Origin of the sequence: Streptococcus sanguinis (assembly GCF_020729725.1) — a bacterium.
Classification (GTDB): domain Bacteria; phylum Bacillota; class Bacilli; order Lactobacillales; family Streptococcaceae; genus Streptococcus; species Streptococcus sanguinis_V.
The window spans coordinates 931,927-957,134 of record NZ_JAJEPA010000005.1; the positions used below are offsets into that span (position 1 = coordinate 931,927).

Sequence of the window (25,208 nt, forward strand, 5' to 3'; positions counted from 1 at the left end):
CACAGTCTTGCCTCGTCTTTTTACTATTATAAAGTCACTTGCACTTCTAAACCAAAATGGTCACTGACAACAGGGGTTTCTTTCCCGTCAAAAACAACAGCGGAGCGCTCAACGTCCATCCCTTGGCTAGTGAAAATATAATCAATCTTCAGAGCATGCTTATTATCATCCCAGCCTGCAATAGTCCCTTCTACTGTCGCCTCTCCGATAGCTTCTTTTGCAACGGCATGACTATCCTGCAGCTTCAGTGGACTGGCTAAGATAGTCTGGTAGCCTTGCTGACCGACTGGATTGTTGAAATCGCCCATGAGGACTAGAGGACTTTCTGCTTTTAGCAGCTCTGCTTCAAGCTTAGCCCATTCCCCCTGAAAGCCTTTGTCCCACCAAGACAGATGGCAGGAGGCAATTGTCAGCAATTGACCATCTACCTCAGTCTCAGCTAGCAAGACCTTACGAGTATGATAATCCCTAGGATCATTAGCCTCTGATACCAGAACTTCTCTAGGAGTCAGCGGCTTTCTGGACAGAATTGCCACTCCTTCGTTGTAAATATCAAACCCAATATGATTATAGGCCCAGGACCAATGATAGTCCAGTCCTGCCTCAGCCAATTTTTCTACCAAACAAAGGGCAAAATGGTCTTGATGGATCTCAATTGCGCCCTCAACCGCCTGATAGAAAGGAGCCTGAACAACCTGTTCAGACTCCGTTAATTGATTGACTTCCTGCAGGCAAATGACATCATATTTTTCTTGAAGAATGCGCTCTACCAACTGATTTAGCTTGGTTTCTTGCTCTTCTTCCATCCAACTATGAGTATTTAATGTCAGGAATTTTGCCATGATTTCTCTTTTCTATATTACAATTCAACCTTAGCAACAACTGTCTTAGCAGATGATTGGCCAAGTTTTTCTACTGTCACAGACTTAATGGCTGCTGCATTAGTGAAGACTACGATTGTTGAAGTTTCACGTCCTGCTTCCTTGATTGCTTCCAAGTCAGCCGTAACAAGAAGATCTCCAGCTGCAACTTTCTGACCTTCTGAAACATGAACTTCGAATGGTTTACCTTCAAGGCTAACAGTTTCCAAACCAATGTGTACCAAGACTTCCAGGCCGTTATCTGTCACAAGACCAATAGCGTGCTTGCTAGGGAAAACGCTAGTTACTGTACCAGAAACTGGTGAATAAATCTTACCATTTTCTGGCTCAACTGCAAATCCATCACCCATCATTTTTTGTGAGAATACTGGATCTTTAACATCTGCCAAGTCAATGACTTGACCGTCTGCAACAGTTTCAACTTCCTCAGTCACACCTTTGTAAGTAACTTCGGCAGCTGCTGATTCTGCTTTTTGGCTAGGAAGTGTTTCAGGAATCACTTCACCAGAATCCAACAAGTCTTGAATATCAGATTTGAGAACGTCAGCTTTTGGTCCGTAGATAGCTTGAACACCTTGGCCTTTCATAACCAAGCCCATAGCGCCTTCAGCTTTCCACTGCTCTTCTGTTCCAACTTTTTCAGCATCTTTGACAGTCACACGCAGACGAGTCATACATGCATCTACATCTACGATATTAGCGCGACCGCCCAGAAGGTTGATAACATTTACTGCTTGAGATGCTTCAGCAACTTTACCGCCAGTTGACTCTGATGAAGAAGCTTCATCTGAACCATCTGCTGTTTCATAGTTACCGTTACGTCCTGGAGTTGCATAGTTGAACTTCTTGATCATGAAGTTAGAAATGAGGTACATCACAACGCCAAATAGGATAGTTACCCAAATGAAGTTGATGATATCCATTCCCAAGCCAGCATTGATGGCCATAGGAGTACGGGTCAAGAATTCGATAGAACCGAATGAGTGCACACGAAGGTTAACGATGTCAGCCATTGCAAACGCAGCACCTTGTACAAATGCATAGATGATATACAGCGGTGTTGCAACGAACATGAACATGTACTCGATTGGTTCAGTAACCCCTGTCAAGAAGGTTGCCAAAGCAGTCGCAATCATCATACCTTTGTATTTGTGCTTCTTGTCAGCATCCACATTGTGATAGATAGCTGCCGCTACCCCCATAAGGATACCGAATGAACCAATCATCTGACCAACTTTAAAGCGAGCTGGATGAACTGTATCAAGCAAGTGTTGGTAAGTAGAAGGATCAGCTGATTTCGTACCAACCAAGTCAGTTACCCAAGCCAACCAAAGTGGATCTTGACCAGCTACAGTTGTTCCCGCACCAGAACCAGTAATAACGTGGTAAACACCACCTAGTTCTGTGTAGTTCATTGGAATAGTCAACATGTGGTGCAAACCAAATGGAAGCAAGAGACGTTCCAAAGTACCATAGATGAATGGTGCCAAAACAGGTGCAGTATCTTGTGAGTTAGCAATCCAAATACCAAAGCTGTTGATACCTGATTGAACAACTGGCCATACGAATGACAAAACAATTGCTACGATTACTGAGCGCAAGATAACAACGAAAGGTACAAAACGCTTACCGTTGAAGAATGACAAAGCATCTGGCAATTTACGGAAATTATAGTATTTGTTATAAGCTGTCGCTCCGACAAAACCAGCGATAATTCCGACAAAGACACCCATATTCAGAGCTGGTGACTCTAGAACGCTGATGAAATAATCAGAAACCTTAATTGATGCACCAAACATTGTTTTAACTACAGCAGCCTTATCTGAGAGCATATCGCTGGTAACACCAAACATAACACCAGTGATACGGTTAATCAGGATAAAGGAAAGACCTGCAGCAAAGGCACCGCCAGCGCGTTCTTTTGCCCAACTTCCACCGATAGCCAAAGCAAAGAGGATATGCAGGTTACCGATAACCCCCCAACCAATCTGCTCTAAAACACCGCCAGTAGTGACTAAAACACCTAGATTTGGATTAATCATCGGAATAGACTTACCGATACTAATCATCAGTCCTGCTGCCGGCATAACAGCAACGACCACCATCAAAGCTTTACCGAATTTTTGCCAAAATTCAAAGCTAAAAATGTTCTTGAATGAATCTTTCATCATTCAGACCTCCTTATATTTTTTGCAAACCACTCCTTTTTGTGAAATCGTTTGCATGTCGATACATCTATTATAGCACGATTTTTTATTTTGTAAAGGCTTTTATAAAAATATTTTCTCTTTTTTTGCATCCCAAAGGCTAAAATTCCTTTTCACGAGCCACATTCTTGCTATATTTTAACGAAAACGATTGCATAGAATAATCAGAAAGTCCGCATTATTTCTCCTATAAATACTGTAACAAGCGCAAAAAAACTCCGTCTCCTAAGGAGAACAGAGTTTTGATTTTCTTATTCTTGCATGGCATAACCAACACCACGAACAGTTTTGATATAGCTTGGCTGCCCTTCCACATCAATTTTACTGCGCAAATAACGAATATAAACATCTACAACGTTGGTCTCGGTTGCACTCTCGTACTTCCAGACACGCTCCAGCAGCTGCTCACGGCTCATGACCTTATTGCTGCCCATCAGGGTCACCAGCAGATCATACTCCCGCCGCGTAAGCGCAATGACTTCCTCACCACGGTAAACCGTGTGATTTTTAATATCCACTCGCAGATTGCGATATGAGGTCGGAATTTTCAAGAGGCTGCAGTGCTGATCGATAAAGTCGCGCCCGCGGAAAATGATAGAGACACGCTCCACTAAGTCACTGATAATGAAAGGCTTGACTACGTAGGAAACGGCAAAATGCTGGATTGCTTCCTGCTGCTCTGCAATCTCTTCGCGACTAGCCAAAACGATAATGACGGACGCTGGCTTGATCAAGCTCAGCTGCTTAGCAAAGTCGCTGGCAGTCATATCCTGAAGATCATAGTTGAGCAGGAGCAAGTCATAATCGACATCTTTAGCCAGAGCTAGCCCCTCTTGACCAGTCTCAGCTAAATCTACAAGAAAGCTTTCCTTTTGCAGTTCCAAACTCACAAACCGTGCAAGATTTTTTTCATTTTCTACTAGTAAAATTCGCTTTGCCATAGGCCTATCCTATTTTTCGTCGTACCAAGAATAGTGGTAGGTACCTTCTTTGTCTTTACGGTTATATGTATGAGCACCAAAGTAATCACGCTGCGCCTGAATCAGATTAGCTGGCAGATTTTCCGCACGGTAGCTATCAAAGTAAGCAATGGCACTAGAAAAGGTTGGTACTGGTACACCTGCTTGCACAGCCAAGCTGACAACATCACGAACAGCCTGCTGATACTTAGCCGTAATATCCATAAAGTATTCATCCAAGAGCAGGTTTGCTAGATCAGCATCACGGCCATAAGCATCTGTAATCTTTTGCAGGAAGCGGGCACGGATGATACAGCCAGCACGCCAGATAGAAGCAATCTCTCCGAACGGCAGATTCCAATTATTTTCCTTAGAAGCTACACGCAATTGAGCAAATCCTTGAGCATATGACATGATTTTTGAGAAGTAAAGAGCCTGGCGGATCTTTTCAATCAGCTCTGCCTTATCTCCTTCAAAGGTGAAAGCAGCTGGTTTTGGCAATACCTTGCTGGCAGCCACACGCTCATCTTTGTAGGTAGAAATGTAACGCGCAAAGACTGACTCAGTAATCAGTGGCAGCGGCACACCTAAATCCAGAGAAGATTGACTGGTCCACTTACCAGTTCCTTTATTACCAGCTGCATCCAGAATGTAATCAACAATTGGACCATCTTGACCTTCATCGTCCTTGCGTGTCAAGATATCCGCTGTAATCTCAATCAGATAGCTGTCCAGCTCGCCTTTGTTCCACTCTGTGAAGATGTCTGCCATTTCACTAGCTGAAAGCCCCAGCAAGTGCTGCATCAGGTCATAACTTTCAGCGATCAGCTGCATATCTCCATATTCAATCCCGTTATGGACCATTTTTACATAGTGACCAGCGCCATCAGGACCGATATAGGTCACACATGGTGCACCGTCTTCAGGAGCTTTAGCAGAGATTTCTTCCAAGACATCCGCTACCAACTCATAAGCTTCTTTTTGACCACCTGGCATGATAGACGGACCTTCCAATGCGCCCTTTTCACCACCGGAAACACCTGTACCGATGAAGTTGATACCAGAGTTAGCCAACTCTTCATTACGGCGAATGGTATCTTTGTAGAAAGTATTCCCACCGTCAATCAGGATATCACCCTTATCCAAGTGAGGAAGCAAGGCCTGAATAGTCGCATCTGTACCAGGACCAGCTTGAACCATCAACATAATCCGACGTGGCTTTTCGATAGAGTTCACAAAAGACTCCACATCATAGCTTGGCACAAAGTTTTTCTCAGGATGAGAGGCAATGACGTCCTCTGTCTTGTTTGCTGAGCGGTTATAGATGGCAACTGTATAGCCACGAGATTCGATATTTAGAGCAAGGTTACGGCCCATAACAGCCATACCAACAACACCAAAATTTGCTTTAGTCATTATGTTCTCCTATAGTTTGTTTGTCTTATTTTATCATTTTTAAGACTTAAAAGAAAGTATTAAGTCGGAGAGGGATGAAAGGGGGGATGGGGAGAAAAACCAAGCTCAGATGTAACTGAACTTGGTTGTGGGAATCTCAGTAATATACGGTTAAGAATTCTCTTACATTATTTTAAATTTTTTGTAATACGCTTTCGTTCCTCATCAATAATGCTAATTGCTTCATCTATCTCATTTTGAGAAAATTCTATTGTTAAATCGCCATTATCAATAGCGTTATACATAACTTCTTCTTTCTTCTTCAATTTTCTATATATTTTCTCATCAACATAGCCTGCATTACCACTATCGGCAGGTTCAGATTTTGTTTGCAAATAATAATATCTGGTATATTGATCATCCTCTAGACCTAGTCTGTGAATTCTATCTCGAGATTGAAGCATGAAAGTTAAATTAAAATTATACTCAAAATACAGAGCATCATGTACTTCTCTATGAAGTGATACTGACTCACCTAATGTTTGAGGATTAGAAATCATTCTTATTTAAGCGCCAGAAGAAGGGCATCAAAGCTTTGTTTATTTCATCAATTTTCCTAACACTATCTTGACGTACAACTCTTTCTTCACGACCAAGCTGCAAATCTAATTCTAACTCTTTTATTTTCTTTTCATCAATTTTATTACTGATATCAAATGAAAGTATAACAGCTTCGAAGCATTGTTGGATTTTTGTTTCTTTTTGTATTCTACGGAGAGCTGTAAATCTACGATTTCCATCAATAACTCTTCCATCGGAAAGAATTACACCAGGTTCTTGTTGTCCTTTTTCAGAAATAGAAATTTGAGTATCCTTTAAAGCTTGCTTTTTAGACTCAAAAATAAATTTTTCAAATATTTCATTATATTTTGACTCTCCAATCTCTGGTGTTAATTTTCCATGATTTGATATGTACTGATGGTAAACTGTATTAATACGACCATTTTGATCATTATAGTATAAATATTCTAGCGGGAATTTATAAACTGGGTAGTCTTTTGTTTCACTCCCAATAGTCAAACGTTTTGTTAAAGTTGTTTTTTCAATAGATTTTTCTTCAATAAGTTTATTTAAATCTTGACCCATTTTTAATCTCCTTTTATTTTCCATATATAATTATAGATACCATATAGAGCGACATTATTTGACTCAAAGGAATTAGTTCCTTAAGGCCAAAAAGTTCTGTTCCAGAGACATCAACATTCACATCATTACTATCCACATATTTATCAATTACACCCCCAATATAATTGATGATATAATATGGATGCGAAATATCATTTTTAAAGAAACCATACCTTTTATTTTCTTGGTTTAAGTGGTTTACTGAATATTTCTTAATGACTTTGTCATTTTCCAGTTCTTTTATCAAGTCCGGTGTCAATTTACGAAGAATTTTTTTGGCTTCCATTTGATTTGAACGTGAAACTATAATACTCTTAAACCCTTTCCCTGTACCAGCATGTGCAATGACACCCCAGTTGCCAATTTCTCCATTAATTTTATTAGTCAGATCAACTGTCATGTTTCCTGACTTAATAGGAAATTGCCGGAATAAAGCTTTTTCATTTCGTGTTGGAGGATTATTAAATTCTTTTATTTCTTTATTATCTAAATATTTAAATTGATTAATGTCTTTATCTATGGTCTTAGCTGGTAACTGTGGTTCTTTAATCAATTCTAAAATTTTTATTGCTAGAGCAAACGAGAGCTGCACACAAACTGCATTCCCAATCTGTCTCCACTTTGTAGATTCATCCCCAAAAAACTGATAATCTAAAGGATATCCCATAATGCAGGCTGCTTCTCTAATAGTTGGCAAGCGATACTCTCCATCACCTTTTCTATTGTATCCAGATTTATATAAAATAGCTTCTCTGGTACTAGCTGATTGCGTTGCCATAATTGTACGACTCGGCTTATCCATGTTTTCAGGGAACGACATTTTACCCATATAAGGATGTCTCTGCTTTAAATCCCGAGCTTTCTGCCATTGTACTTGATAGACACCTGTATCATAAAAATGATCTTTAAAATCCTCAAACTTAACAGATTCATTTGGATAATTTGGATCTGTTACAAATTCTACAGGCGATTGATCTAATGGATCTGGAAAATTTCTAAATAATTTATTTAAAGTAACTTTCTCTTTAGCAACCCTATCAGGAAATGGAAATTCACCAGTCTTCGTTATTTCCCCACTGACGAACCTACGTCTTGCCTGTGCTGCACCATAATCATCAGCATGTAAAACCCCACCATTATATTTAGACTTGATGGCAATGGATTTTGGATTTAACCCCTGAGAAACGGCCCAACTTGCCAAGTCCAAGTCCTCAAAAGTATACTCCTCTTGTACATAGTTTTGAGAATTTGGAACATTTTCCATTAACCATGCTTTTAGTTTAGAATTCTTTTGAAACTTCTTTACAGCAATTACCTTAAAAAAAGTATTAATCAGATGGATACCCAAATCTTTGTTAGCATTCCCTCCTTGATTAGAAAGAGAAAATAACTGACATGGTGGACTACCAATGATAATATCTGTATCAGGCAACTTATTTATTTCTTCTATATCCTCAAAATCAAGTACACTTTTTACATTATCATTTAGTCCGTGATTAAAATTATGTGTTATAATTGCAGGCTGCCAGACATCAATTCCCATTATTACATCATAACCTGCTCTACGGAAACCTTCTGAAAAACCACCTGCTCCACAGAAAAAATCAATCACAGTTAATCTCTTTTTGTTCTTCTTACTTTTCACAATTCTACCTGTTATCTTACATTATTTTTTTGTTTGCTCCCATTATACCAAAAAAACACAGTATTTGCACTGTGTTTTATCATATTCATATAATGAATTTAAAGTTTTAGACCAACTTCCTCATCTCCTCAATCCGCGCCACTGTTGCATCGTACTTGGCTTGGTAGTCGGCTTGTTTGTCGCGTTCTTTTTGGACGATTTCTGGTTTGGCGTTAGCTACGAAGCGTTCGTTAGAGAGTTTCTTACCGACCATATCCAGTTCTTTTTGCCATTTAGCCAGTTCCTTGTCGAGACGAGCCAGTTCTTCTTCGACATTGAGGAGATCTGCTAGTGGCAAGTAGATTTCTGCTCCTGTGATGACGCTTGACATGGCGAGTTCAGGTGCAGGGATGTTTGACGCGATTTCCAAGTGTTCTGGATTTGTGAAGCGCTTGATGTAGTTGACATTGCTGTTAAAGAAGGCTTCCAAGTCGCTATCGCTGGTCTTAACAAGGATGGTGATAGATTTGCTTGGTGCAACGTTTACTTCAGCACGCGCATTACGAACGGCACGAATCAAGTCTTTGAGACTTTCCACACCAGTGTGGGCCACAAGGTCTTCAAAGGCTGGGTTGACAATTGGGTATTCTGCTGTAACGATAGAGCCTTCTGAGATTTGACCAAAGATTTCCTCGGTCACGAAAGGCATGATTGGGTGAAGCAGGCGCAGGATTTGGTCCAGCGTGTAAAGGAGGACAGAGCGAGTGATGACTTTCTCGTCTTCATTGTCGCTGTAAAGCACTTCCTTGGTTAGCTCCACATACCAGTCAGCAAATTCATCCCAGATGAAGTTGTAGAGGATGTGACCAGCAACACCGAACTCAAACTTGTCGAAGTTCTCAGTCACCTTGCCAATGGTTTCATTGAGGTTGTGGAGAATCCAGCGGTCGGTGACATTACCTGCCTGACCAGCCGCCACCTGAGCGACATTCTCACGCGCTGCATCCATCGTCAAGCCTTCATTATTCATAAGGATATAGCGGGAAATGTTCCAAATTTTGTTAATGAAGTTCCATGAAGCATCCATTTTCTCGTAAGAGAAGCGGACGTCTTGTCCAGGGGCAGAGCCGTTTGATAGGAACCAACGCAGGGCATCCGCACCGTATTTGTCAATAACATCCATTGGATCAATCCCATTTCCCAGTGACTTGGACATCTTACGTCCTTCCTCATCACGAATGAGACCATGAATCAGAACGTTTTGGAATGGCTGATGACCAGTGAATTCCAAAGATTGGAAGATCATCCGAGACACCCAGAAGAAGATGATGTCGTAACCTGTAACCAAGGTTGAAGTTGGGAAGTAACGTTTGAAGTCTTCTGAGTCGACATCCGGCCAGCCCATGGTTGAGAAGGGCCAAAGGGCTGAGCTGAACCAAGTATCAAGTACATCTGGATCTTGAATCCACTCATCGCCTTCTGGCGCTTCTTCGCCCACATAAATTTCGCCATTTCCATTGTACCAAGCAGGTATTTGGTGCCCCCACCAGAGCTGCCGAGAGATAACCCAGTCGTGGACATTTTCCATCCATTGGAGGAAGGTATCATTGAAACGAGGTGGGTAAAATTCTACCTTGTCTTCTGTATCTTGGTTAGCAATAGCATTTTTAGCCAATTGGTCCATCTTGACGAACCATTGCGTAGACAAGCGTGGTTCAACCATAACGCCAGTCCGCTCTGAGTGACCAACACTGTGGACACGTTTTTCGATTTTAACAAGGGCGCCGATTTCTTCCAACTTAGCAACGACTGCCTTACGAGCTTCAAAACGGTCCATACCTGCAAATTCAAAGGCCAAGTCGTTCATAGTTCCGTCGTCGTTCATGACGTTGACTTGTGGTAAGTTATGGCGTTGACCAACCAAGAAGTCGTTTGGATCGTGGGCAGGTGTGATTTTCACGACACCTGTACCAAACTCAGGATCTGCATGTTCATCCGCAACGATTGGGATGAGTTTATTAGCAATCGGCAGGATAACGTTTTGACCAATCAAATCCTTGTAGCGCGGGTCTTCTGGATTGACCGCAACGGCAACATCCCCAAACATCGTCTCAGGACGAGTGGTCGCAACTTCAAGGGCGCGTGAACCATCTTCCAGCATGTAGTTCATGTGGTAGAAGGCACCTTCAACGTCCTTGTGGATGACCTCGATATCAGACAGAGCTGTGCGAGCTGCTGGGTCCCAGTTGATGATAAACTCACCACGATAGATCCAGCCTTTCTTGTAAAGCTCCACAAAGACCTTGCGGACAGCTTTTGACAGACCTTCATCAAGGGTGAAACGCTCACGAGAGTAGTCTACAGAGATCCCCATCTTGCCCCATTGTTCCTTGATGGTCGCAGCGTATTCATCCTTCCATTCCCAGACCTTATCGAGAAATTTCTCACGACCGAGGTCATAGCGGGAAATGCCTTGCTCCCGCAAGCGCTCCTCGACCTTAGCCTGAGTCGCAATCCCCGCGTGATCCATCCCTGGCAGCCAAAGCGTATCAAAGCCTTGCATGCGCTTCTGACGGATGATGATATCCTGCAAGGTCGTATCCCAAGCGTGACCAAGGTGAAGTTTACCAGTCACGTTTGGTGGTGGAATCACAATCGAATAAGGCTTGGCCTTTTGATCTCCAGAAGGCTTGAAAACATCAGCATCAAGCCATTTTTGGTAACGACCAGCCTCAACTTCGGCTGGATTGTATTTAGGTGAAAGTTGTTTAGACATGTGTGTGTCCTTTCTATTTATCTAGATTAGTTAACAAATCTTTAATAAATTCTTCTGCTATATTCCGTTTTAAATTCACATTGAGTGTATATTTACTATTACCAACTTCAACTTCTATTTTATTTTTCCAAGTAACATTCGGGGATTTTGATAACCTTCCTGGTACTCCCTTGATTATTTTTTCAAGATTATTTGGGTAAAGTTTATTTAACATATCAAAAATTCGCTTGTAATACTCTTTAACAGACTCATCCTGTTGTATCTCAATGTTAAATCTCTTCTCACTTTCATCTGTTGCAGTTGAACTTTCTTTGGGTAGATTTTGTTCAATCTTTAACAGCTTTTCTTCAATCTCTTCTTTCTTCTTTACTTCGTTCTTATACTCCTTAAAAAAATCTACAATGGCAGATTTGCTCTTTTCTGAAGTATTATTTAAATAATAATCAGACAGTAAGACTAAAAGGCAACTACTTAAGGTATGTAGTTTTCTTTTATATTCTTTATCATCATTACTGGCATTTGTATCCATACTACTTCGAAGAAGTATCTGCATGGCTCTTAGCAAGTTTAATAAAATTTCCTCTGTATCTGCTGTTCTATCAATTAACTTAGTACATAGTTGTTCAAAATTCTCTACCACATTTGTTTCCCAATATTTAGGAACTGAAAAAGTCATAATAATCTCATTATAAAGTTTTTCGGATTTTAGCCTAAATCCATTCAATTCATCATTCAATCCATCACTACTTATTTCATTGTTATTTAAATATGCTATATATTCATTTATAATATCCGAATAACTTCTTATTAAATTTGAACTTTTCAGTTTTGACTCAATTAATTCGTTCTTTGATTTCTTCCTTTCTTTATACCATTCCACACCAACAGGAGATACTGCTGTAGCTAAGGCTATCCCAACTGCTAATATTCCTTCAAATTCCATCTTCCTCCCTCACTTTCTACAAAAAATCGCCCCTGCCATATCTATGACAGGGACGAATGTGTTTATCCGCGGTACCACCCAATTTCGGGCAGATGCCCGCAACTTTTCTCTTCTTGTTTCTCTTTTATTTCAATTTTTCATCTCATCAGCAACCAGCCTTGACGCAATTGTGGACTTCTCAGCACTGCCACTTTCTGTAAAATGCTTGACTCAAAACACCTCTGATGAACATATTCTATCACCTTTCCAGCGAAAAATCAATAATTTCTCTCACCCAAAAGTCCATCTGGCAGATCGTGAAATCCTTTGCCCGCCTGATAGTTGGCAAATTTCCCTAAAAGGAACTGGTAGGCATCTAGACGACTTTCATAACGAATGGCCGCTTCCTTGGCCCGCTCATCCTGGTCCGCCTTGTAGACCGCCTGACTCTCCTTTAGGGCCATCTCGTTAATCATGACCTGTGTCTTAACCCAAGCTTCAAACTCCTGTAAAAATTCTTGTTCGTAACTCATTTTTCTCACTTTCTAACTGCAAATACCTAGTCCAAATCTCGGTAAAAATCACTGTCAATATCACGGAAGGGCTGAATGTCCTGTACATACTCCAGCACCCCCTGAAATTCACCAGCCTCATTTCGCACCGCCGCATAGGTCACATGGACAAACTTGCACCGTGATTCCGACTTGAACCACATCTCAAACTTATCCCGCTCTCCCTCACGCAGAGCCTTGAAAATCCACCGCACCTTGTCCAAAAACTTGGGCGGATGACAGAGCTCAACATTGCGCCCTATCTGGGACGGTGTCCGCTTGAAAATCATCTCGTCCGCTGGCACGCTGTCATTATAATACTGGAAAATATCGTCCTTATTGACAAAAGTAATCTCCATGGGCAGATGATCCAAAATCAGATTGGCCTCCGCCACCGACAGATAGCCATGACCAAAAGGCTGCTGGGACTCCCGATTAAAGGCTTGTTCCTTCTTTTCCTTAGGCTTAAAGGAAATGGTGACCTGACCATCTGGCGTATCAACGACCTGCTCAAATCTGCCATCACTAGACTGTTCTCTACTGGCTAGCGCTTCGCTTCCTTCATCAGCAGCATCCCCAGCTTCCTCCTCCGAGAATGAGTGACGCGCAGGGATCCATTTCTCCGTTGGCTTGATGATGGCATAGCCGTAAGCATCGCTCTCCTCAGCAATCTTGAGCCAGTCATCCTGAGTAAAGGACTCCAAGAGAATCATCAGCAAAATAGATTCTTCCTTGAAAATCATAGCTTCAAACTCAGCCGCAAAAAGCTCAAACTTGTCCTTGACTTCTTGAATCGAAGTGTCTGGCAGCTGCTCTGCAGCAATCTTAGCCTCTTGGAAAAGGTCTCGAATCTGGTCGTCTACGCCCCACATGACCTTGGGCGGCGAATCGTGGCCGTAGCTCTCCATGATGGGAAACATGAGCTCTTCCTTGCGCTGATAGTGAACATCAAACTGCCCCACCAAACCCAGCTGACGCTGGAGACCCTTGTAGATTTCAGGAAGAAGGTCCTCATCTTCTGTGCTTTCATAGGTAGATAGGAGCCTGCGAACTCGCATGAGGGCAGCCCGCAAGGCTAAATTTTCCTGCTTAAAGACCTGAACAGGATGGCCTGGATGGTCGGTATCAGCCACCTCTACATCCTGAATGGCACCTTTAAAGAGGTTGGCATGAACATTGCAGAGGGACATGACATCTTCAAAGGTCACTCCCGTATCCGAGTTCATCAGCTCATGCTCCATCAGGCTAATCTCTATAGCGGACACACCAGCAAAATGCTCATTAAAAAGCTCCTGAACAGACTCTGCCGAAGCTCCGTTATGTAAATCCAACAAGATAGACTTGAGGACTTCAATGCGTTCAGTAGCCATGCCTAAATCCCCACCACTTCATAGCCGTTTAATTCCAGAGTTTGCTTGATTTTATTCAGGTCAATGCCGTTCATACCAGCTCCTTTTTTGATAGAAACCACGCGCCCGACAGTATTTCGCATGACAGGATTGGCCAGAGGCGTAAAGCCCAACTCGACCAAAATATCCAAAACTTCAGGCTGCTTCTCAATCACTTCTGCCACTGGGATAGACAAATCAATCACATTATCCATAGCTGCTCCCTCATCCTTATTTTTCTACAATTATACCATAAAAAAGCTATCTGCCTCAAAGCAAAAAAAGTGTGAGTATCTGCTCCTCTTATACTTGTTCAAAAGAAATGGAATAGCGAATTAAGATAGACATGATAACAGACTTCTGCCTTCCATTATTGCCTCAGGCAATGATAAGAAAATATAAAGCACATTGCTTCGTCTTTTTTCCCTTTTGTGATAAGCTAAGATTAGTGAATTGAGAGGGTTTTCGTATGTATCTTGCAGACTTAATGGAAAAGAGTGAAGCGGGGCAGTTTATTGTCCTGTCTTATTTACAGCAGCATTCTACATCCAGTTTAAAGGACGTCATGTCTGAAACAGGCTTCTCGAAAGCAACCTTGACCAAGTACATTAGCCTGATTAACGACAAGGCGGACCATCATGCAGCCTTATCCATCCAGCTTCAGGACGAAACACTCAGTCTGTCTGTCGGACCGGATACCAAGGGACGGGATATTCGCAGACTCTTTTTGGGCAATGCCGTCAAATATCAGATTTTAACCTACCTGCTCTACCATCAGCAGTTTTTAGCCCATCAATTAGCCCAAGAGCTCATGATCAGTGAAGCAACACTCGGCCGTCATATATCCGGTTTAAATCAGATTTTATCAGAGTTTGAGCTATCTATCCAAAACGGCCGCTTGAAAGGGCCGGAGCACCAGATCCGCTATTTTTATTTCTGCCTCTTTCGCAAGGTTTGGTCTAGTCAAGATTGGGAAAAAGAACTTCAAAAATCAGAAAGAAGGCAGGAAGTTGCCGTCTTAGAAGAACTCTGCGGAGCCCAACTCTCTCAAGGTCAGCGATTGGACTTGGCCCTTTGGGCGCATATTACCCAACAGCGCCTAAGAGTCAATCCCTGTCAATTCCAAAACATCGAGCAGAAAATGCAGGGCTATTTTGAAAACATCTTCTATCAACGCTTGCATCGCCGAACAAATGATTTCTTTGCCGGACAGCACATCACTCTGAGTCAGGAAGACGGGGAAATGATGATTTTCTTCTCATTTCTGCTTTCCCATCGGATTCTGCCTCTGCACACCATGGAGTATATTCTGGGCTTTGGCGGTGAAATTGCCAGTCTGATTACGCAACTCATTCAAGAGATGAAGGGCCAGGACTTGCTAGGTGACTACATCGAAGACCAAGTGACCTACGAACTCAGCCAGCTCTGCGCCCATGTCTTTCTTTTCAAAGGCTGTCTCTTGCAAGACAAATACAAGCATGATTTGGAATTGCGCCATCCTTACTTATGGAGCGAAGACGATTATCGACAAGTGGCAGACACTATTTTTAGCAAACTGCCTATTTTTCAGCAGGGAACATCTCTTGATAAAAAGGTTTTGTGGGAATGGCTCCAGCTGATGGAGTACATTGCTGAAAACGACGGTCAAGTCATCAAGATAGGAATGGACTTGACAAATAGTTTTATCGTTGTTTCCAGGATGACGGCCATTTTAAGGCGCTATTTAGAGTACAATCGCTTTATTAGCATTGAATCCTACGACCTTACCAGAAATTATGACCTCATCATCACCAACAATCCTATCCATCAAACCCAGCAGGCTCCCATCTATTATTTAAAAAATGACCTGGATTTGGAAGATTTAGCAAAAATTCGGAACATGATATTTCATTGAGAAACTTGGAGAAATCCAGGTTTCTTTGTGATTTTCGCACAATCTCCTCAAATTTTTTTAAAATTTAAAAAAAGTTGATGAGTAAGAAAGCGCTTTATTTTATATACTAGTTACTGTAGAGGAAACATCCTCAAGATTTTTACTAGGAGGACAGTTCATGTCACAAGAAAAATACATCATGGCCATCGACCAAGGAACTACTAGTTCCCGTGCCATCATCTTTAACAAAAAAGGAGAAAAAGTTAGCTCCAGTCAAAAAGAATTTACTCAGATTTTCCCTCAAGCTGGATGGGTTGAGCACAATGCCAATGAAATTTGGAACTCTGTGCAGTCCGTTATCGCCGGCGCCTTCATCGAAAGTGGAGTCAAACCTAATCAAATCGAAGCCATCGGAATTACCAACCAGCGTGAAACAACTGTCGTCTGGGATAAAAATACAGGTCTTCCTATCTATAATGCTATCGTTTGGCAATCTCGCCAGACCGCTCCTCTGGCTGAACAGCTGAAAAGCCAAGGCTATGTGGAAAAATTCCACGAAAAGACTGGTTTGATTATTGACGCTTACTTCTCTGCTACCAAGGTTCGCTGGATTTTGGACCATGTAGAAGGTGCGCAAGAAAGAGCTGAAAAGGGCGAATTGCTCTTTGGTACTATTGATACCTGGCTGGTTTGGAAATTAACTGACGGCGCGGCTCACGTGACCGATTACTCAAATGCAGCTCGTACCATGCTCTATAATATCAAGGATCTTAAATGGGATGATGAAATTTTGGAAATCCTTAACATTCCAAAGGCTATGCTTCCAAAAGTTCGTTCTAACTCAGAAATCTATGGTAAAACCGCTCCATTCCATTTCTACGGTGGAGAAGTTCCAATTTCTGGTATGGCTGGTGACCAGCAGGCAGCTCTCTTTGGACAGCTAGCTTTTGAGCCTGGCATGGTCAAGAATACATACGGAACTGGTTCATTCATTATCATGAATACTGGTGAAGAGATGCAGCTGTCTGAAAACAACCTCTTGACAACTATTGGCTACGGTATCAACGGCAAAGTTTACTATGCCTTAGAAGGTTCTATCTTCATTGCCGGAAGTGCTATTCAATGGCTGCGCGACGGTCTTCGGATGGTTGAAAATTCACCAGAATCTGAAAAATATGCCCTCAATTCTCACAACAATGACGAAGTCTATGTCGTACCTGCCTTCACAGGTCTGGGCGCTCCGTATTGGGATCAAAATGCCCGCGGATCTGTCTTTGGCTTGACACGCGGAACCAGCAAGGAAGACTTTATCAAGGCTACTCTGCAATCCATCGCTTACCAAGTACGCGACATCATTGATACTATGCAGGTGGATGCCAAGACTGCTATTCAAGTCCTCAAAGTCGATGGCGGTGCTGCTATGAACAACTTCCTCATGCAGTTCCAAGCTGACATTTTGGGAATCGATATTGCCCGTGCTAAAAACTTAGAAACAACTGCTCTCGGTGCAGCCTTCTTGGCAGGCCTGTCAGTAGGTTACTGGAAAGACTTAGACGAACTCCGCACTCTCAATGAAACTGGAGAACTCTTTGAACCATCTATGAATGAATCCCGCAAGGAACAACTCTACAAAGGATGGAAAAAAGCCGTTAAGGCAACTCAAGTCTTTGCAGAAATCGACGACTGATACTGATTCATATTTTGATAATCAAGTCAGTAGAAGCATGAAACGACTAAGTTAGAAAGTGTACAATTATGGAATTTTCAAAGAAAACACGTGAATTATCGATAAAAAAAATGCAGGAACGCACCTTGGACCTCTTGATTATCGGTGGTGGGATTACCGGTGCTGGGGTAGCCTTGCAAGCGGCAGCTAGTGGACTGGAGACCGGTCTGATTGAAATGCAGGACTTTGCAGAAGGGACTTCTAGCCGTTCTACCAAATTGGTCCACGGAGGCCTTCGTTACCTCAAGCAATTCGACGTAGAGGTGGTCTCAGATACAGTTTCTGAGCGTGCTGTGGTACAGCAAATTGCCCCTCATATTCCAAAACCAGATCCAATGCTACTTCCTGTCTACGAAGAAGAGGGCGCTACCTTCAGTCTCTTCCGTCTTAAAGTAGCTATGGACCTCTACGACCTCTTGGCCGGTGTCAACAACACTCCTGCTGCCAACAAGGTCTTGAGTAAGGAAGAAGTGCTAGAACGGGAGCCTGAACTCAAGAAGGAAGGCCTGGTCGGCGGCGGTGTCTATCTTGACTTCCGCAACAACGATGCTCGCCTTGTGATTGAAAATATCAAACGCGCCAACCAAGACGGTGCTCTCATTGCCAACCACGTTAAGGCAGAAGGCTTCCTCTTTGATGAATCCGGAAAGATTACAGGTGTTGTTGCGCGTGACCTCTTGACGGATGAAGTCTTTGAAATCAAGGCTCGCTTGGTCATCAACACAACTGGACCTTGGAGCGACAAGGTGCGCAATCTGTCAAATGATGGTGAGCAATACTCACAAATGCGTCCAACCAAGGGTGTTCACTTGGTAGTTGACTCTAGCAAGATCAAGGTTTCTCAGCCAGTCTACTTTGACACAGGCTTGGGAGACGGCCGGATGGTCTTTGTTCTTCCACGTGAAAATAAAACCTACTTTGGTACGACTGACACTGACTACACTGGTGACCTGGAGCATCCAAAAGTAACACAAGAAGATGTAGATTACCTCTTGGGCATTGTCAATAATCGCTTCCCAGAAGCAAACATCACAATTGACGACATCGAAAGTAGCTGGGCTGGCCTGCGTCCTCTAATCGCAGGAAACAGTGCTTCTGACTACAACGGCGGAAACAACGGTACCATTAGCGACGAAAGTTTCAATGCACTGATTGCGACCGTTGAAAGCTATTTGGCTAAAGAAAAATCCCGTGAGGATGTCGAAGCGGCTGTTACCAAACTCGAAAGCAGCACTTCTGAAAAACACTTGGATCCATCTGCTGTGTCCCGCGGTTCCAGCTTGGAACGTGATAACAATGGCCTCTTGACCCTTGCCGGTGGTAAGATTACGGACTATCGTAAGATGGCGGAAGGCGCCATGGAGCGCGTGGTTGAAATCCTTAAAGCGGAATTTGACCGCAGCTTCAAGCTCATCAACTCTAAGACCTACCCTGTTTCAGGCGGAGAGCTCAATCCAGCAAATGTGGATTCCGAAATCGAAGCTTTTGCTCAACTTGGTGTCTCACGCGGCTTAGACAGCAAAGAAGCCTTCTATCTTGCAAACCTTTACGGTTCAAATGCTCCTAAAGTCTTTGCCCTCGCACACAGCATCGAGCAAGCACCAGGTCTCAGCCTAGCGGATACCTTGTCACTGCATTATGCTATGCGTAACGAATTAGCACTCAGCCCTGTTGACTTCCTGCTGCGCCGGACAAACCACATGCTCTTTATGCGGGACAGTTTAGATAGCATCGTTGAGCCAGTTCTGGATGAAATGGGACGGTTCTACGACTGGACAGAAGAAGAAAAAGCAGCTTATCGAAAAGATGTTCAAGCTGCCCTTGCAAATAACGATTTAGAAGAATTAAAAAAATAGAAAATACGAGAAGAGGCGGTAGGCAAAACAACTGTCTGCCACCCCTTCTTTTAAATGGAGTAACATAAATGATGAAAGAAATATTTGGCGAATTTTTAGGAACACTGCTCTTGCTCCTTCTGGGTAATGGTGTAGTTGCAGGCGTGGTTCTTCCCAAAACTAAGAGTCACAATTCAGGTTGGGTTGTGATTACCATGGGATGGGGGATTGCCGTCGCTATCGCTGCTTTTGTATCCGGCAACCTTGGCCCAGCCCATCTGAACCCTGCCCTAACAATCGGAGTAGCTCTGAAAGGTGATTTGCCTTGGGCATCTGTTCTTCCTTACATCCTCGCTCAGTTTGCAGGTGCTATGGTCGGACAGTTCCTCGTCTTCCTACAGTTCAAACCTCACTATCTCGCTGAAGAAAATCCGGCTAACGTCCTGGGGACATTCAGCACAGGCCCAGCTATCAAAGATACCTTCTCTAACCTGATTAGCGAAATCCTTGGAACTTTTGTCCTTGTGCTGACTATCTTCGCTCTTGGACTTTATAAGCTGCAAGCGGGCATTGGCACTTTTGCAGTCGGAACATTGATTGTCGGGATTGGTCTCTCACTTGGTGGAACAACTGGCTATGCCCTCAACCCAGCTCGTGACTTAGGACCTCGTCTCATGCACAGTCTCCTTCCGATTCCAAACAAAGGAAATGGTGATTGGAGCTATGCTTGGATTCCAGTTGTCGGACCAATTATTGGTGCCGTCCTTGCAGTCCTAGTCTTCGGTTTATTCTAATATAACTGATTGCCATTGGAGAACACTTAACGAGTGTTCTCTTTTTTACTAAGTGATTAGACGGAGACTAACCTTCCGAACTTACTCTTCCAATAAAAACCATTGTAATTTTGACAAAAGAAAAGACTCAGCCCTGTATTACAAGAAAACTAAGTCCTTTTTAGAATGATTTATCAACTTTAGCGAGCTGTTTCTAATTAACTCAAACGAGTGCTATTTCTCTTAGACAATTTCACTACTGCCTCGGTCCGAGCAGTATGCGGAAACATATCAACCGACTGGATGTAGTGGACATCGTAGACCTGACAAAGCTTGACCAGATCCCGAGCCAGAGTTGAGACATTGCAGGAAACGTAGACCATCTTTTCAGGTGCATAACGGACAATCGTCTCCAGCAGTTTATCGTCCAGACCAGTTCGCGGTGGGTCAACAATCAAGGCATCCGCCCGATAACCTTCAGCGTACCAACGAGGAATAATCTCCTCTGCCGATCCAGCCTCGTAAAGTGTATTGTCAAAGCCCATCTTTTTTGCATTGCGCTTGGCGTCTTCAATGGCCTCAGGGATGATGTCCATGCCACGCAGAGACTTAACCCTTTTAGCAAAGGCAAAGCCGATGGTCCCCACTCCGCAATAGGCATCAATCAAATGATCTTCTTTCGTCACATCCAGCGCCTTAACCGCCTCCCCGTAGAGCACCTCTGTCTGCTCAGGATTGAGCTGATAGAAAGCTCGAGGCGATAGGGAGAACTCATAGTCCAGCACTCCTTCTTGGATGGCCTTCTCGCCCCAGATAATCTCTGTCTTATCCCCGTAAATCTCACTGGACTTGCTCGTATGATAATTGACCGCCACTGTCTCCAACTCTGGAAATTCAGCCACCAGGTCTCGAACGACTGGAGAAAAGTCCAGCTTACGCCCCGTCACAAAAATCATCTGCACCTGACCTGTCTTTCTGGCCCTGCGAATCATAACGGTGCGCACTCCAGCAGTCTTTCTCTCATCATAGATGGGCAGCCTATACTTGCCTAAAAGCCGAGCCACCTTATTTATGATCTGTTGCGTCACCTTGTCCTGAACCAGACAGTTTTTCAGCGAGACCAGATAGTGGGAATTCTGGGCATAGAGCCCCGCCTTGACCTCATCCTTGAACTTCCGAGTCTGAAACTGCAGCTTAGCCCGATAATAGAGCGGCTCCTGCATACCAATGGTCGGACGAATCTCATAGTTCTCATAGCCAGCTGGCGCAAATTTTTTCAAGGCCTGACGCAGCAAATCTTCCTTAAACTCCAACTGCTTGTCATAATGGAGGTGCATGATTTGACAGCCCCCACAGCTATCATAAATCTCACAAGGTGCTTCCACCCGAAATTTTGACCGCTTGTTGATGGTCAAGAGCTTGGCCTCGATGAAATTACGCTGAACCCTGGTCACCTGACAGTAGACTTCTTCACCCTTCAAAGCCCCTGGCACAAAGACCAGCGTTTTCTTATAAAATCCAATCCCTTCCCCATTAATCCCCATTTTCTTAATTTTCAAAGGGATTCTTTGCTTCACTTTCACATTCATGATTCTATTATACCACGCCGCCTCGCATTAGTTGAGAATATGTTACAATAAAAGTATGAAAGCAGAAAAAATATCCCTTTCACTAGCCCAATTCCCTGAGCAAATACGAACTTATCTAGAGGGAGCCAACTTTTACGACAGCTCCTCACATTCTGCAGCCAGTGTTTTCTATACCGATACGGGCTATTATTTGAAAATCGACCAAAAAGACCAGTTAGCCCAAGAAGCCACACTTGCCAAATGGTTTGAAGAGCAAGGGCTTGGTGTGCCTGTCGTTCACTACTTGACAGCAGATAAAGACTACTTGCTGACTAAAGAAGCCGAGGGCAAAGACGCCCTCGCCTTTCTCCAACAGCCAGAAGAACTTTGCCAAACGATGGCTGCCGCGCTCAGAAAACTTCACAGCCTCCAACCCCAGCATTTCCCAATCCAGCATCGCCTCCAACACTATAAAGATCAAGCAGAGGAAAATTATCAGAAAGGCTGCTTTTATCAAAAAGCCTTACTGCCTCAATTCCACATCCAAAGTCGAGAGGAAGCATACCAGCTTATCCAAGAACAGGGACACCTACTGACGGCGGACGCCTTGATTCATGGAGATGCCTGCTTGCCCAATTTCATTCTGAAAGACGCAGCAACCTTCTCCTGCTTTATCGACGTTGGCCTCGCTGGCCTTAGCAATCGCCACATTGACCTTTACTGGGCAATCTGGTCTCTTACTTATAATTTATCTGACCCTCAATATGCAGAGCTATTTCTTGACTACTATGGCCGGAAGGATGTTGATACAGACAAACTGCGCTTGATAGCTGCCTTTGAAGCATTTGGCTAAAAGAAAGGATTCTACCAAAATCTCTTATGAAAATCACAAAAATCGAAAAGAAAAAAAGACTCTACCTCTTGGAGTTGGACGACAGTGAAAAGCTCTATATTACAGAAGACACCATCGTTCGCTTCATGTTGTCTAAAGGGATGGAAATCACAGAGCAAGAGCTATCAGAAATTCAAGACTATGCCCAATTTTCTTACGGAAAAAATCTAGCTCTCTACCATCTCTCCTTCAAGCAAAGAACTGCTAAGGAAGTTAAAGACTTCTTAACGCAGCACGACATCCAACCAGAAATCATCAGCCAGGTCCTGGATAATCTAAAAAAGGATAATTGGATTAATGATAGAAAATATGCTCATTCTTTTATCCAATCCAACCTTCTCACTGGTGACAAAGGCGCTTTTGTTCTCAAGCAAAAACTCAGTCAAAAAGGTATATCTAGCACTATCATAGAAGACGAATTGAGCCGGTTTGATTTCGCTGAACTAACAGACAAGGTTGCCGAAAAGCTGCTCAAAAAATACCAAGGAAAACTGCCCTGCAAGGCCTTACAAGATAAAATCCTTCAATCCTTGATAAACAAAGGTTTTTCCTATAGCCAAGCCAAAACCGCCTATCAACATTTGGAAATCGAAGAGGACCAAGAAAATCAGCAAGAGCTTCTCTATAAAGAGCTAGACAAGCAATACCGCAAGTACTCAAAAAAGTACGACGGCTATGACTTAAAACAGCGGCTGACCCAAGCTCTCGCTCGCAAAGGCTATGATTTCTCCGACATCGCTAGCGCTCTGAGAGAATATCTTTAAGATTTTCTATGAAAACTTATGCATTTCTATGAAAATATGTTACAATAAAGAAGATAAACTTATAAATTGTAGAAAGTTGGTAAGTTATGAAACTTCCAAAAGAAGGCGACTTTATTACAATTCAAAGTTATAAGCATGATGGGAATCTTCACCGCACCTGGCGAGATACCATGGTACTAAAGACAACAGAAAACGCCATTATTGGCGTTAATGACCACACACTGGTAACAGAAAGTGATGGCCGACGTTGGGTAACACGTGAACCTGCCATTGTCTATTTTCATAAAAAATACTGGTTTAATATCATTGCCATGATTCGAGACAATGGAACTTCATACTACTGCAACCTAGCCAGCCCTTACTATCTGGATAATGAAGCTCTAAAATACATTGACTATGATTTAGACGTCAAAGTCTTTGCTGATGGTGAAAAACGCCTGTTGGATGTAGAAGAATATGAACGCCACAAAAAACAGATGCACTATTCTGATGATTTGGATTTCATTCTCAAAGAAAATGTCAAAATCCTAGTTGATTGGATTAACAACGGAAGAGGTCCATTTTCAGATGCTTATGTCAATATTTGGTACAAACGTTATGTTGAACTAAAGAATCGATAAAGTTGTCAAAGAGCGCAAGCTCTTTTTCTTTTGTCTAATTCAGACCTGCCAGAGGTCAAATTCTTGCAATCTCAAGCATTTTCGGGTATCATATAAGAAAATCCAGACTGTAAGAAAGGAGTCTCCCATGGCATTTACAAATACTCTCGGCCGATATGCCAGCTTTGGCATCATGACGAGCCTCCCTGAAGAAATTATCGACTCATTCTGGTACATCATTGATAACAATCTCAAAGGAGTCTTTGAACTTCGCCCAGTCCTCAAGTTCGAAATCATCAATAGCCAAGGAAGAGTATCTCTTCGCTTCTCACAAAAGAACTTCAACACCATTATTTCATTTGACTTAAACTATCAATTTGACCCTTTCTTTCCCAGAAAAGTCTACATCGTTGATAACAAGGGCAAAGAAACCATTATGCTATCTGACGAATACTCTTTGATGTAGTAAATCAAACTCAGCACATATAAAAACCTCTGAAAACACCAAACACTGCCATCAGAGGTTTTTATCTTTAATATTACTCATCTCAAATGGAAAGTACATTTCAGCAGCCTGATACAGCCACAGCCTAAACTCCCAAAAAGATCGTATCTCTAATTAAATCCGGCTATAACTAAAAGAGCTTAACAACAACATATGTTAGCGAAGTCATAGATACTGAATACACAGTTTTCTTGAAAAACAAAAAGATAGATCAGTATATCTATCTTTTTTGTTATCTAGTCGGGAAGACAGGATTCGAACCTGCGACACCTTGGTCCCAAACCAAGTACTCTACCAAGCTGAGCTACTTCCCGGTGTTTAAACAATCTAAAAACGGAGCCCTAAGACTTCGCTTCCAAATGCACCCTAGAGGAGTCGAACCTCTAACCGCCTGATTCGTAGTCAGGTACTCTATCCAGTTGAGCTAAGGGTGCTCACTATTCATATTATATTCATTATAGCAAAACTTAAGAAAAAATCAAACAATTTAATGCACCCTAGAGGAGTCGAACCTCTAACCGCCTGATTCGTAGTCAGGTACTCTATCCAGTTGAGCTAAGGGTGCTCATCTTCTTCTACTGCCTCTTACAAGTCTATGCCGAGGACCGGAATCGAACCGGTACGATCGTTACCAATCGCAGGATTTTAAGTCCTGTGCGTCTGCCAGTTCCGCCACCCCGGCCGCCTCAAGCGAACGACGGGATTCGAACCCGCGACCCCCACCTTGGCAAGGTGATGTTCTACCACTGAACTACGTTCGCATCCTATTCAAAAATGCCGGCTAC

20 protein-coding genes, 5 tRNA genes and 1 pseudogene are annotated in these 25,208 nt (G+C 42.8%); 8 read left to right on the plus strand and 18 right to left on the minus strand.

Annotated features, from left to right (window positions below):
• Positions 1 to 26: 26 nt before the first annotated feature.
• The 12 genes and pseudogenes from K4I03_RS04615 to K4I03_RS04670 form a co-directional block, all read right to left on the minus strand.
• Positions 27 to 842 carry an endonuclease/exonuclease/phosphatase family protein gene (locus K4I03_RS04615; protein ID WP_227963873.1) on the minus strand — a complete coding sequence of 272 codons (816 nt, stop codon included), beginning with the start codon at positions 840 to 842 and terminating at the stop codon, positions 27 to 29.
• A 17-nt stretch (positions 843 to 859) separates the two neighbouring features.
• Positions 860 to 3,052: a PTS transporter subunit IIBC gene (locus K4I03_RS04620; protein WP_227963874.1), complete on the minus strand. Its 2,193-nt coding sequence runs from the start codon at positions 3,050 to 3,052 to the stop codon at positions 860 to 862.
• Positions 3,053 to 3,339: 287 nt separating this feature from the next.
• Complete coding sequence (locus tag K4I03_RS04625; RefSeq protein WP_002905854.1) at positions 3,340 to 4,029, minus strand: response regulator transcription factor; 690 nt, start codon at positions 4,027 to 4,029, stop codon at positions 3,340 to 3,342.
• A 9-nt stretch (positions 4,030 to 4,038) separates the two neighbouring features.
• Positions 4,039 to 5,463 carry an NADP-dependent phosphogluconate dehydrogenase gene (gene gndA, locus K4I03_RS04630; RefSeq protein WP_002899701.1) on the minus strand — a complete coding sequence of 475 codons (1,425 nt, stop codon included), beginning with the start codon at positions 5,461 to 5,463 and terminating at the stop codon, positions 4,039 to 4,041.
• 167 nt (positions 5,464 to 5,630) lie between these two features.
• A pseudogene (locus tag K4I03_RS04635) lies at positions 5,631 to 6,002 on the minus strand (SNF2-related protein); the annotation flags it as partial.
• Complete coding sequence (locus tag K4I03_RS04640) at positions 5,992 to 6,588, minus strand: ParB N-terminal domain-containing protein (protein ID WP_227963875.1); 597 nt, start codon at positions 6,586 to 6,588, stop codon at positions 5,992 to 5,994. The pseudogene K4I03_RS04635 and the gene K4I03_RS04640, both read right to left, overlap by 11 nt.
• A gap of 13 nt (positions 6,589 to 6,601) precedes the next feature.
• Complete coding sequence (locus K4I03_RS04645; RefSeq protein WP_227963876.1) at positions 6,602 to 8,272, minus strand: DNA cytosine methyltransferase; 1,671 nt, start codon at positions 8,270 to 8,272, stop codon at positions 6,602 to 6,604.
• A 106-nt stretch (positions 8,273 to 8,378) separates the two neighbouring features.
• Positions 8,379 to 11,027: a valine--tRNA ligase gene (locus K4I03_RS04650; protein WP_227963877.1), complete on the minus strand. Its 2,649-nt coding sequence runs from the start codon at positions 11,025 to 11,027 to the stop codon at positions 8,379 to 8,381.
• A gap of 13 nt (positions 11,028 to 11,040) precedes the next feature.
• Positions 11,041 to 11,970 (minus strand): hypothetical protein, encoded by a 930-nt coding sequence (locus tag K4I03_RS04655; RefSeq protein WP_227963878.1) that lies wholly within the window; start codon positions 11,968 to 11,970, stop codon positions 11,041 to 11,043.
• A gap of 257 nt (positions 11,971 to 12,227) precedes the next feature.
• Positions 12,228 to 12,482: a DUF1912 family protein gene (locus K4I03_RS04660; protein WP_227963879.1), complete on the minus strand. Its 255-nt coding sequence runs from the start codon at positions 12,480 to 12,482 to the stop codon at positions 12,228 to 12,230.
• Between the two features lie 26 nt (positions 12,483 to 12,508).
• A complete protein-coding gene (locus K4I03_RS04665) occupies positions 12,509 to 13,870 on the minus strand; it encodes a DUF438 domain-containing protein (protein ID WP_227963880.1) in 1,362 nt (453 codons plus the stop codon).
• A gap of 2 nt (positions 13,871 to 13,872) precedes the next feature.
• A complete protein-coding gene (locus K4I03_RS04670) occupies positions 13,873 to 14,103 on the minus strand; it encodes a DUF1858 domain-containing protein (RefSeq protein WP_002909036.1) in 231 nt (76 codons plus the stop codon).
• A gap of 254 nt (positions 14,104 to 14,357) precedes the next feature.
• On the opposite strand from K4I03_RS04670, the gene K4I03_RS04675 reads away from it, so the two are divergent.
• From K4I03_RS04675 to K4I03_RS04690, 4 genes are all read left to right on the plus strand, one after another.
• Positions 14,358 to 15,782 (plus strand): helix-turn-helix domain-containing protein, encoded by a 1,425-nt coding sequence (locus K4I03_RS04675; RefSeq protein ID WP_227963881.1) that lies wholly within the window; start codon positions 14,358 to 14,360, stop codon positions 15,780 to 15,782.
• Between the two features lie 157 nt (positions 15,783 to 15,939).
• A complete protein-coding gene (glpK, locus tag K4I03_RS04680) occupies positions 15,940 to 17,448 on the plus strand; it encodes a glycerol kinase GlpK (protein WP_125390599.1) in 1,509 nt (502 codons plus the stop codon).
• Between the two features lie 68 nt (positions 17,449 to 17,516).
• Positions 17,517 to 19,343 carry a type 1 glycerol-3-phosphate oxidase gene (gene glpO / locus K4I03_RS04685; RefSeq protein WP_011837394.1) on the plus strand — a complete coding sequence of 609 codons (1,827 nt, stop codon included), beginning with the start codon at positions 17,517 to 17,519 and terminating at the stop codon, positions 19,341 to 19,343.
• Between the two features lie 68 nt (positions 19,344 to 19,411).
• On the plus strand, positions 19,412 to 20,116 hold the full coding sequence (locus K4I03_RS04690; protein ID WP_011837395.1) for an MIP/aquaporin family protein: 705 nt from the start codon (positions 19,412 to 19,414) through the stop codon (positions 20,114 to 20,116).
• Between the two features lie 197 nt (positions 20,117 to 20,313).
• Here the strand turns inward: K4I03_RS04690 and rlmD are convergent, their stop codons facing one another.
• Positions 20,314 to 21,684 carry a 23S rRNA (uracil(1939)-C(5))-methyltransferase RlmD gene (gene rlmD, locus K4I03_RS04695; protein WP_227963882.1) on the minus strand — a complete coding sequence of 457 codons (1,371 nt, stop codon included), beginning with the start codon at positions 21,682 to 21,684 and terminating at the stop codon, positions 20,314 to 20,316.
• A 55-nt stretch (positions 21,685 to 21,739) separates the two neighbouring features.
• On the opposite strand from rlmD, the gene K4I03_RS04700 reads away from it, so the two are divergent.
• The 4 genes from K4I03_RS04700 (at position 21,740) to K4I03_RS04715 (ending at position 24,384) form a co-directional block, all read left to right on the plus strand.
• On the plus strand, positions 21,740 to 22,516 hold the full coding sequence (locus K4I03_RS04700; protein ID WP_227963883.1) for an aminoglycoside 3'-phosphotransferase: 777 nt from the start codon (positions 21,740 to 21,742) through the stop codon (positions 22,514 to 22,516).
• 26 nt (positions 22,517 to 22,542) lie between these two features.
• Positions 22,543 to 23,319 carry a recombination regulator RecX gene (gene recX, locus K4I03_RS04705; protein ID WP_149565147.1) on the plus strand — a complete coding sequence of 259 codons (777 nt, stop codon included), beginning with the start codon at positions 22,543 to 22,545 and terminating at the stop codon, positions 23,317 to 23,319.
• Between the two features lie 86 nt (positions 23,320 to 23,405).
• The gene (ntdP, locus tag K4I03_RS04710) at positions 23,406 to 23,939 is read left to right on the plus strand and encodes a nucleoside tri-diphosphate phosphatase (RefSeq protein ID WP_002896978.1); all 534 of its coding nucleotides are present in this window, start codon (positions 23,406 to 23,408) and stop codon (positions 23,937 to 23,939) included.
• Positions 23,940 to 24,066: 127 nt separating this feature from the next.
• A complete protein-coding gene (locus K4I03_RS04715; protein ID WP_227963884.1) occupies positions 24,067 to 24,384 on the plus strand; it encodes a DUF960 domain-containing protein in 318 nt (105 codons plus the stop codon).
• 279 nt (positions 24,385 to 24,663) lie between these two features.
• On the opposite strand, the gene K4I03_RS04720 is transcribed toward K4I03_RS04715, so the two are convergent.
• From K4I03_RS04720 to K4I03_RS04740, 5 genes are all read right to left on the minus strand, one after another.
• Positions 24,664 to 24,737: transfer RNA gene (locus K4I03_RS04720), tRNA-Pro, on the minus strand.
• Between the two features lie 46 nt (positions 24,738 to 24,783).
• A tRNA-Arg gene (locus K4I03_RS04725) sits at positions 24,784 to 24,857 on the minus strand.
• Positions 24,858 to 24,914: 57 nt separating this feature from the next.
• Positions 24,915 to 24,988: transfer RNA gene (locus K4I03_RS04730), tRNA-Arg, on the minus strand.
• 31 nt (positions 24,989 to 25,019) lie between these two features.
• Positions 25,020 to 25,105 (minus strand) — tRNA-Leu (locus K4I03_RS04735).
• A gap of 7 nt (positions 25,106 to 25,112) precedes the next feature.
• Positions 25,113 to 25,184: transfer RNA gene (locus K4I03_RS04740), tRNA-Gly, on the minus strand.
• Between the last annotated feature and the right edge of the window lie 24 nt (positions 25,185 to 25,208).

Excerpts from the sequence above, each read along its gene's own strand:
- K4I03_RS04615 (WP_227963873.1), bottom strand. The coding sequence starts at position 842 with ATGGCAAAATTCCTGACATTAAATACTCATAGTTGGATGGAAGAAGAG.
- K4I03_RS04620 (WP_227963874.1), bottom strand. The coding sequence starts at position 3,052 with ATGATGAAAGATTCATTCAAGAACATTTTTAGCTTTGAATTTTGGCAA.
- K4I03_RS04625 (WP_002905854.1), bottom strand. The coding sequence starts at position 4,029 with ATGGCAAAGCGAATTTTACTAGTAGAAAATGAAAAAAATCTTGCACGG.
- gndA (WP_002899701.1), bottom strand. The coding sequence starts at position 5,463 with ATGACTAAAGCAAATTTTGGTGTTGTTGGTATGGCTGTTATGGGCCGT.
- K4I03_RS04640 (WP_227963875.1), bottom strand. The coding sequence starts at position 6,588 with ATGGGTCAAGATTTAAATAAACTTATTGAAGAAAAATCTATTGAAAAA.
- K4I03_RS04650 (WP_227963877.1), bottom strand. The coding sequence starts at position 11,027 with ATGTCTAAACAACTTTCACCTAAATACAATCCAGCCGAAGTTGAGGCT.
- K4I03_RS04655 (WP_227963878.1), bottom strand. The coding sequence starts at position 11,970 with ATGGAATTTGAAGGAATATTAGCAGTTGGGATAGCCTTAGCTACAGCA.
- K4I03_RS04660 (WP_227963879.1), bottom strand. The coding sequence starts at position 12,482 with ATGAGTTACGAACAAGAATTTTTACAGGAGTTTGAAGCTTGGGTTAAG.
- K4I03_RS04665 (WP_227963880.1), bottom strand. The coding sequence starts at position 13,870 with ATGGCTACTGAACGCATTGAAGTCCTCAAGTCTATCTTGTTGGATTTA.
- K4I03_RS04670 (WP_002909036.1), bottom strand. The coding sequence starts at position 14,103 with ATGGATAATGTGATTGATTTGTCTATCCCAGTGGCAGAAGTGATTGAG.
- K4I03_RS04675 (WP_227963881.1), top strand. The coding sequence starts at position 14,358 with ATGTATCTTGCAGACTTAATGGAAAAGAGTGAAGCGGGGCAGTTTATT.
- glpK (WP_125390599.1), top strand. The coding sequence starts at position 15,940 with ATGTCACAAGAAAAATACATCATGGCCATCGACCAAGGAACTACTAGT.
- glpO (WP_011837394.1), top strand. The coding sequence starts at position 17,517 with ATGGAATTTTCAAAGAAAACACGTGAATTATCGATAAAAAAAATGCAG.
- K4I03_RS04690 (WP_011837395.1), top strand. The coding sequence starts at position 19,412 with ATGATGAAAGAAATATTTGGCGAATTTTTAGGAACACTGCTCTTGCTC.
- rlmD (WP_227963882.1), bottom strand. The coding sequence starts at position 21,684 with ATGAATGTGAAAGTGAAGCAAAGAATCCCTTTGAAAATTAAGAAAATG.
- K4I03_RS04700 (WP_227963883.1), top strand. The coding sequence starts at position 21,740 with ATGAAAGCAGAAAAAATATCCCTTTCACTAGCCCAATTCCCTGAGCAA.
- recX (WP_149565147.1), top strand. The coding sequence starts at position 22,543 with ATGAAAATCACAAAAATCGAAAAGAAAAAAAGACTCTACCTCTTGGAG.
- ntdP (WP_002896978.1), top strand. The coding sequence starts at position 23,406 with ATGAAACTTCCAAAAGAAGGCGACTTTATTACAATTCAAAGTTATAAG.
- K4I03_RS04715 (WP_227963884.1), top strand. The coding sequence starts at position 24,067 with ATGGCATTTACAAATACTCTCGGCCGATATGCCAGCTTTGGCATCATG.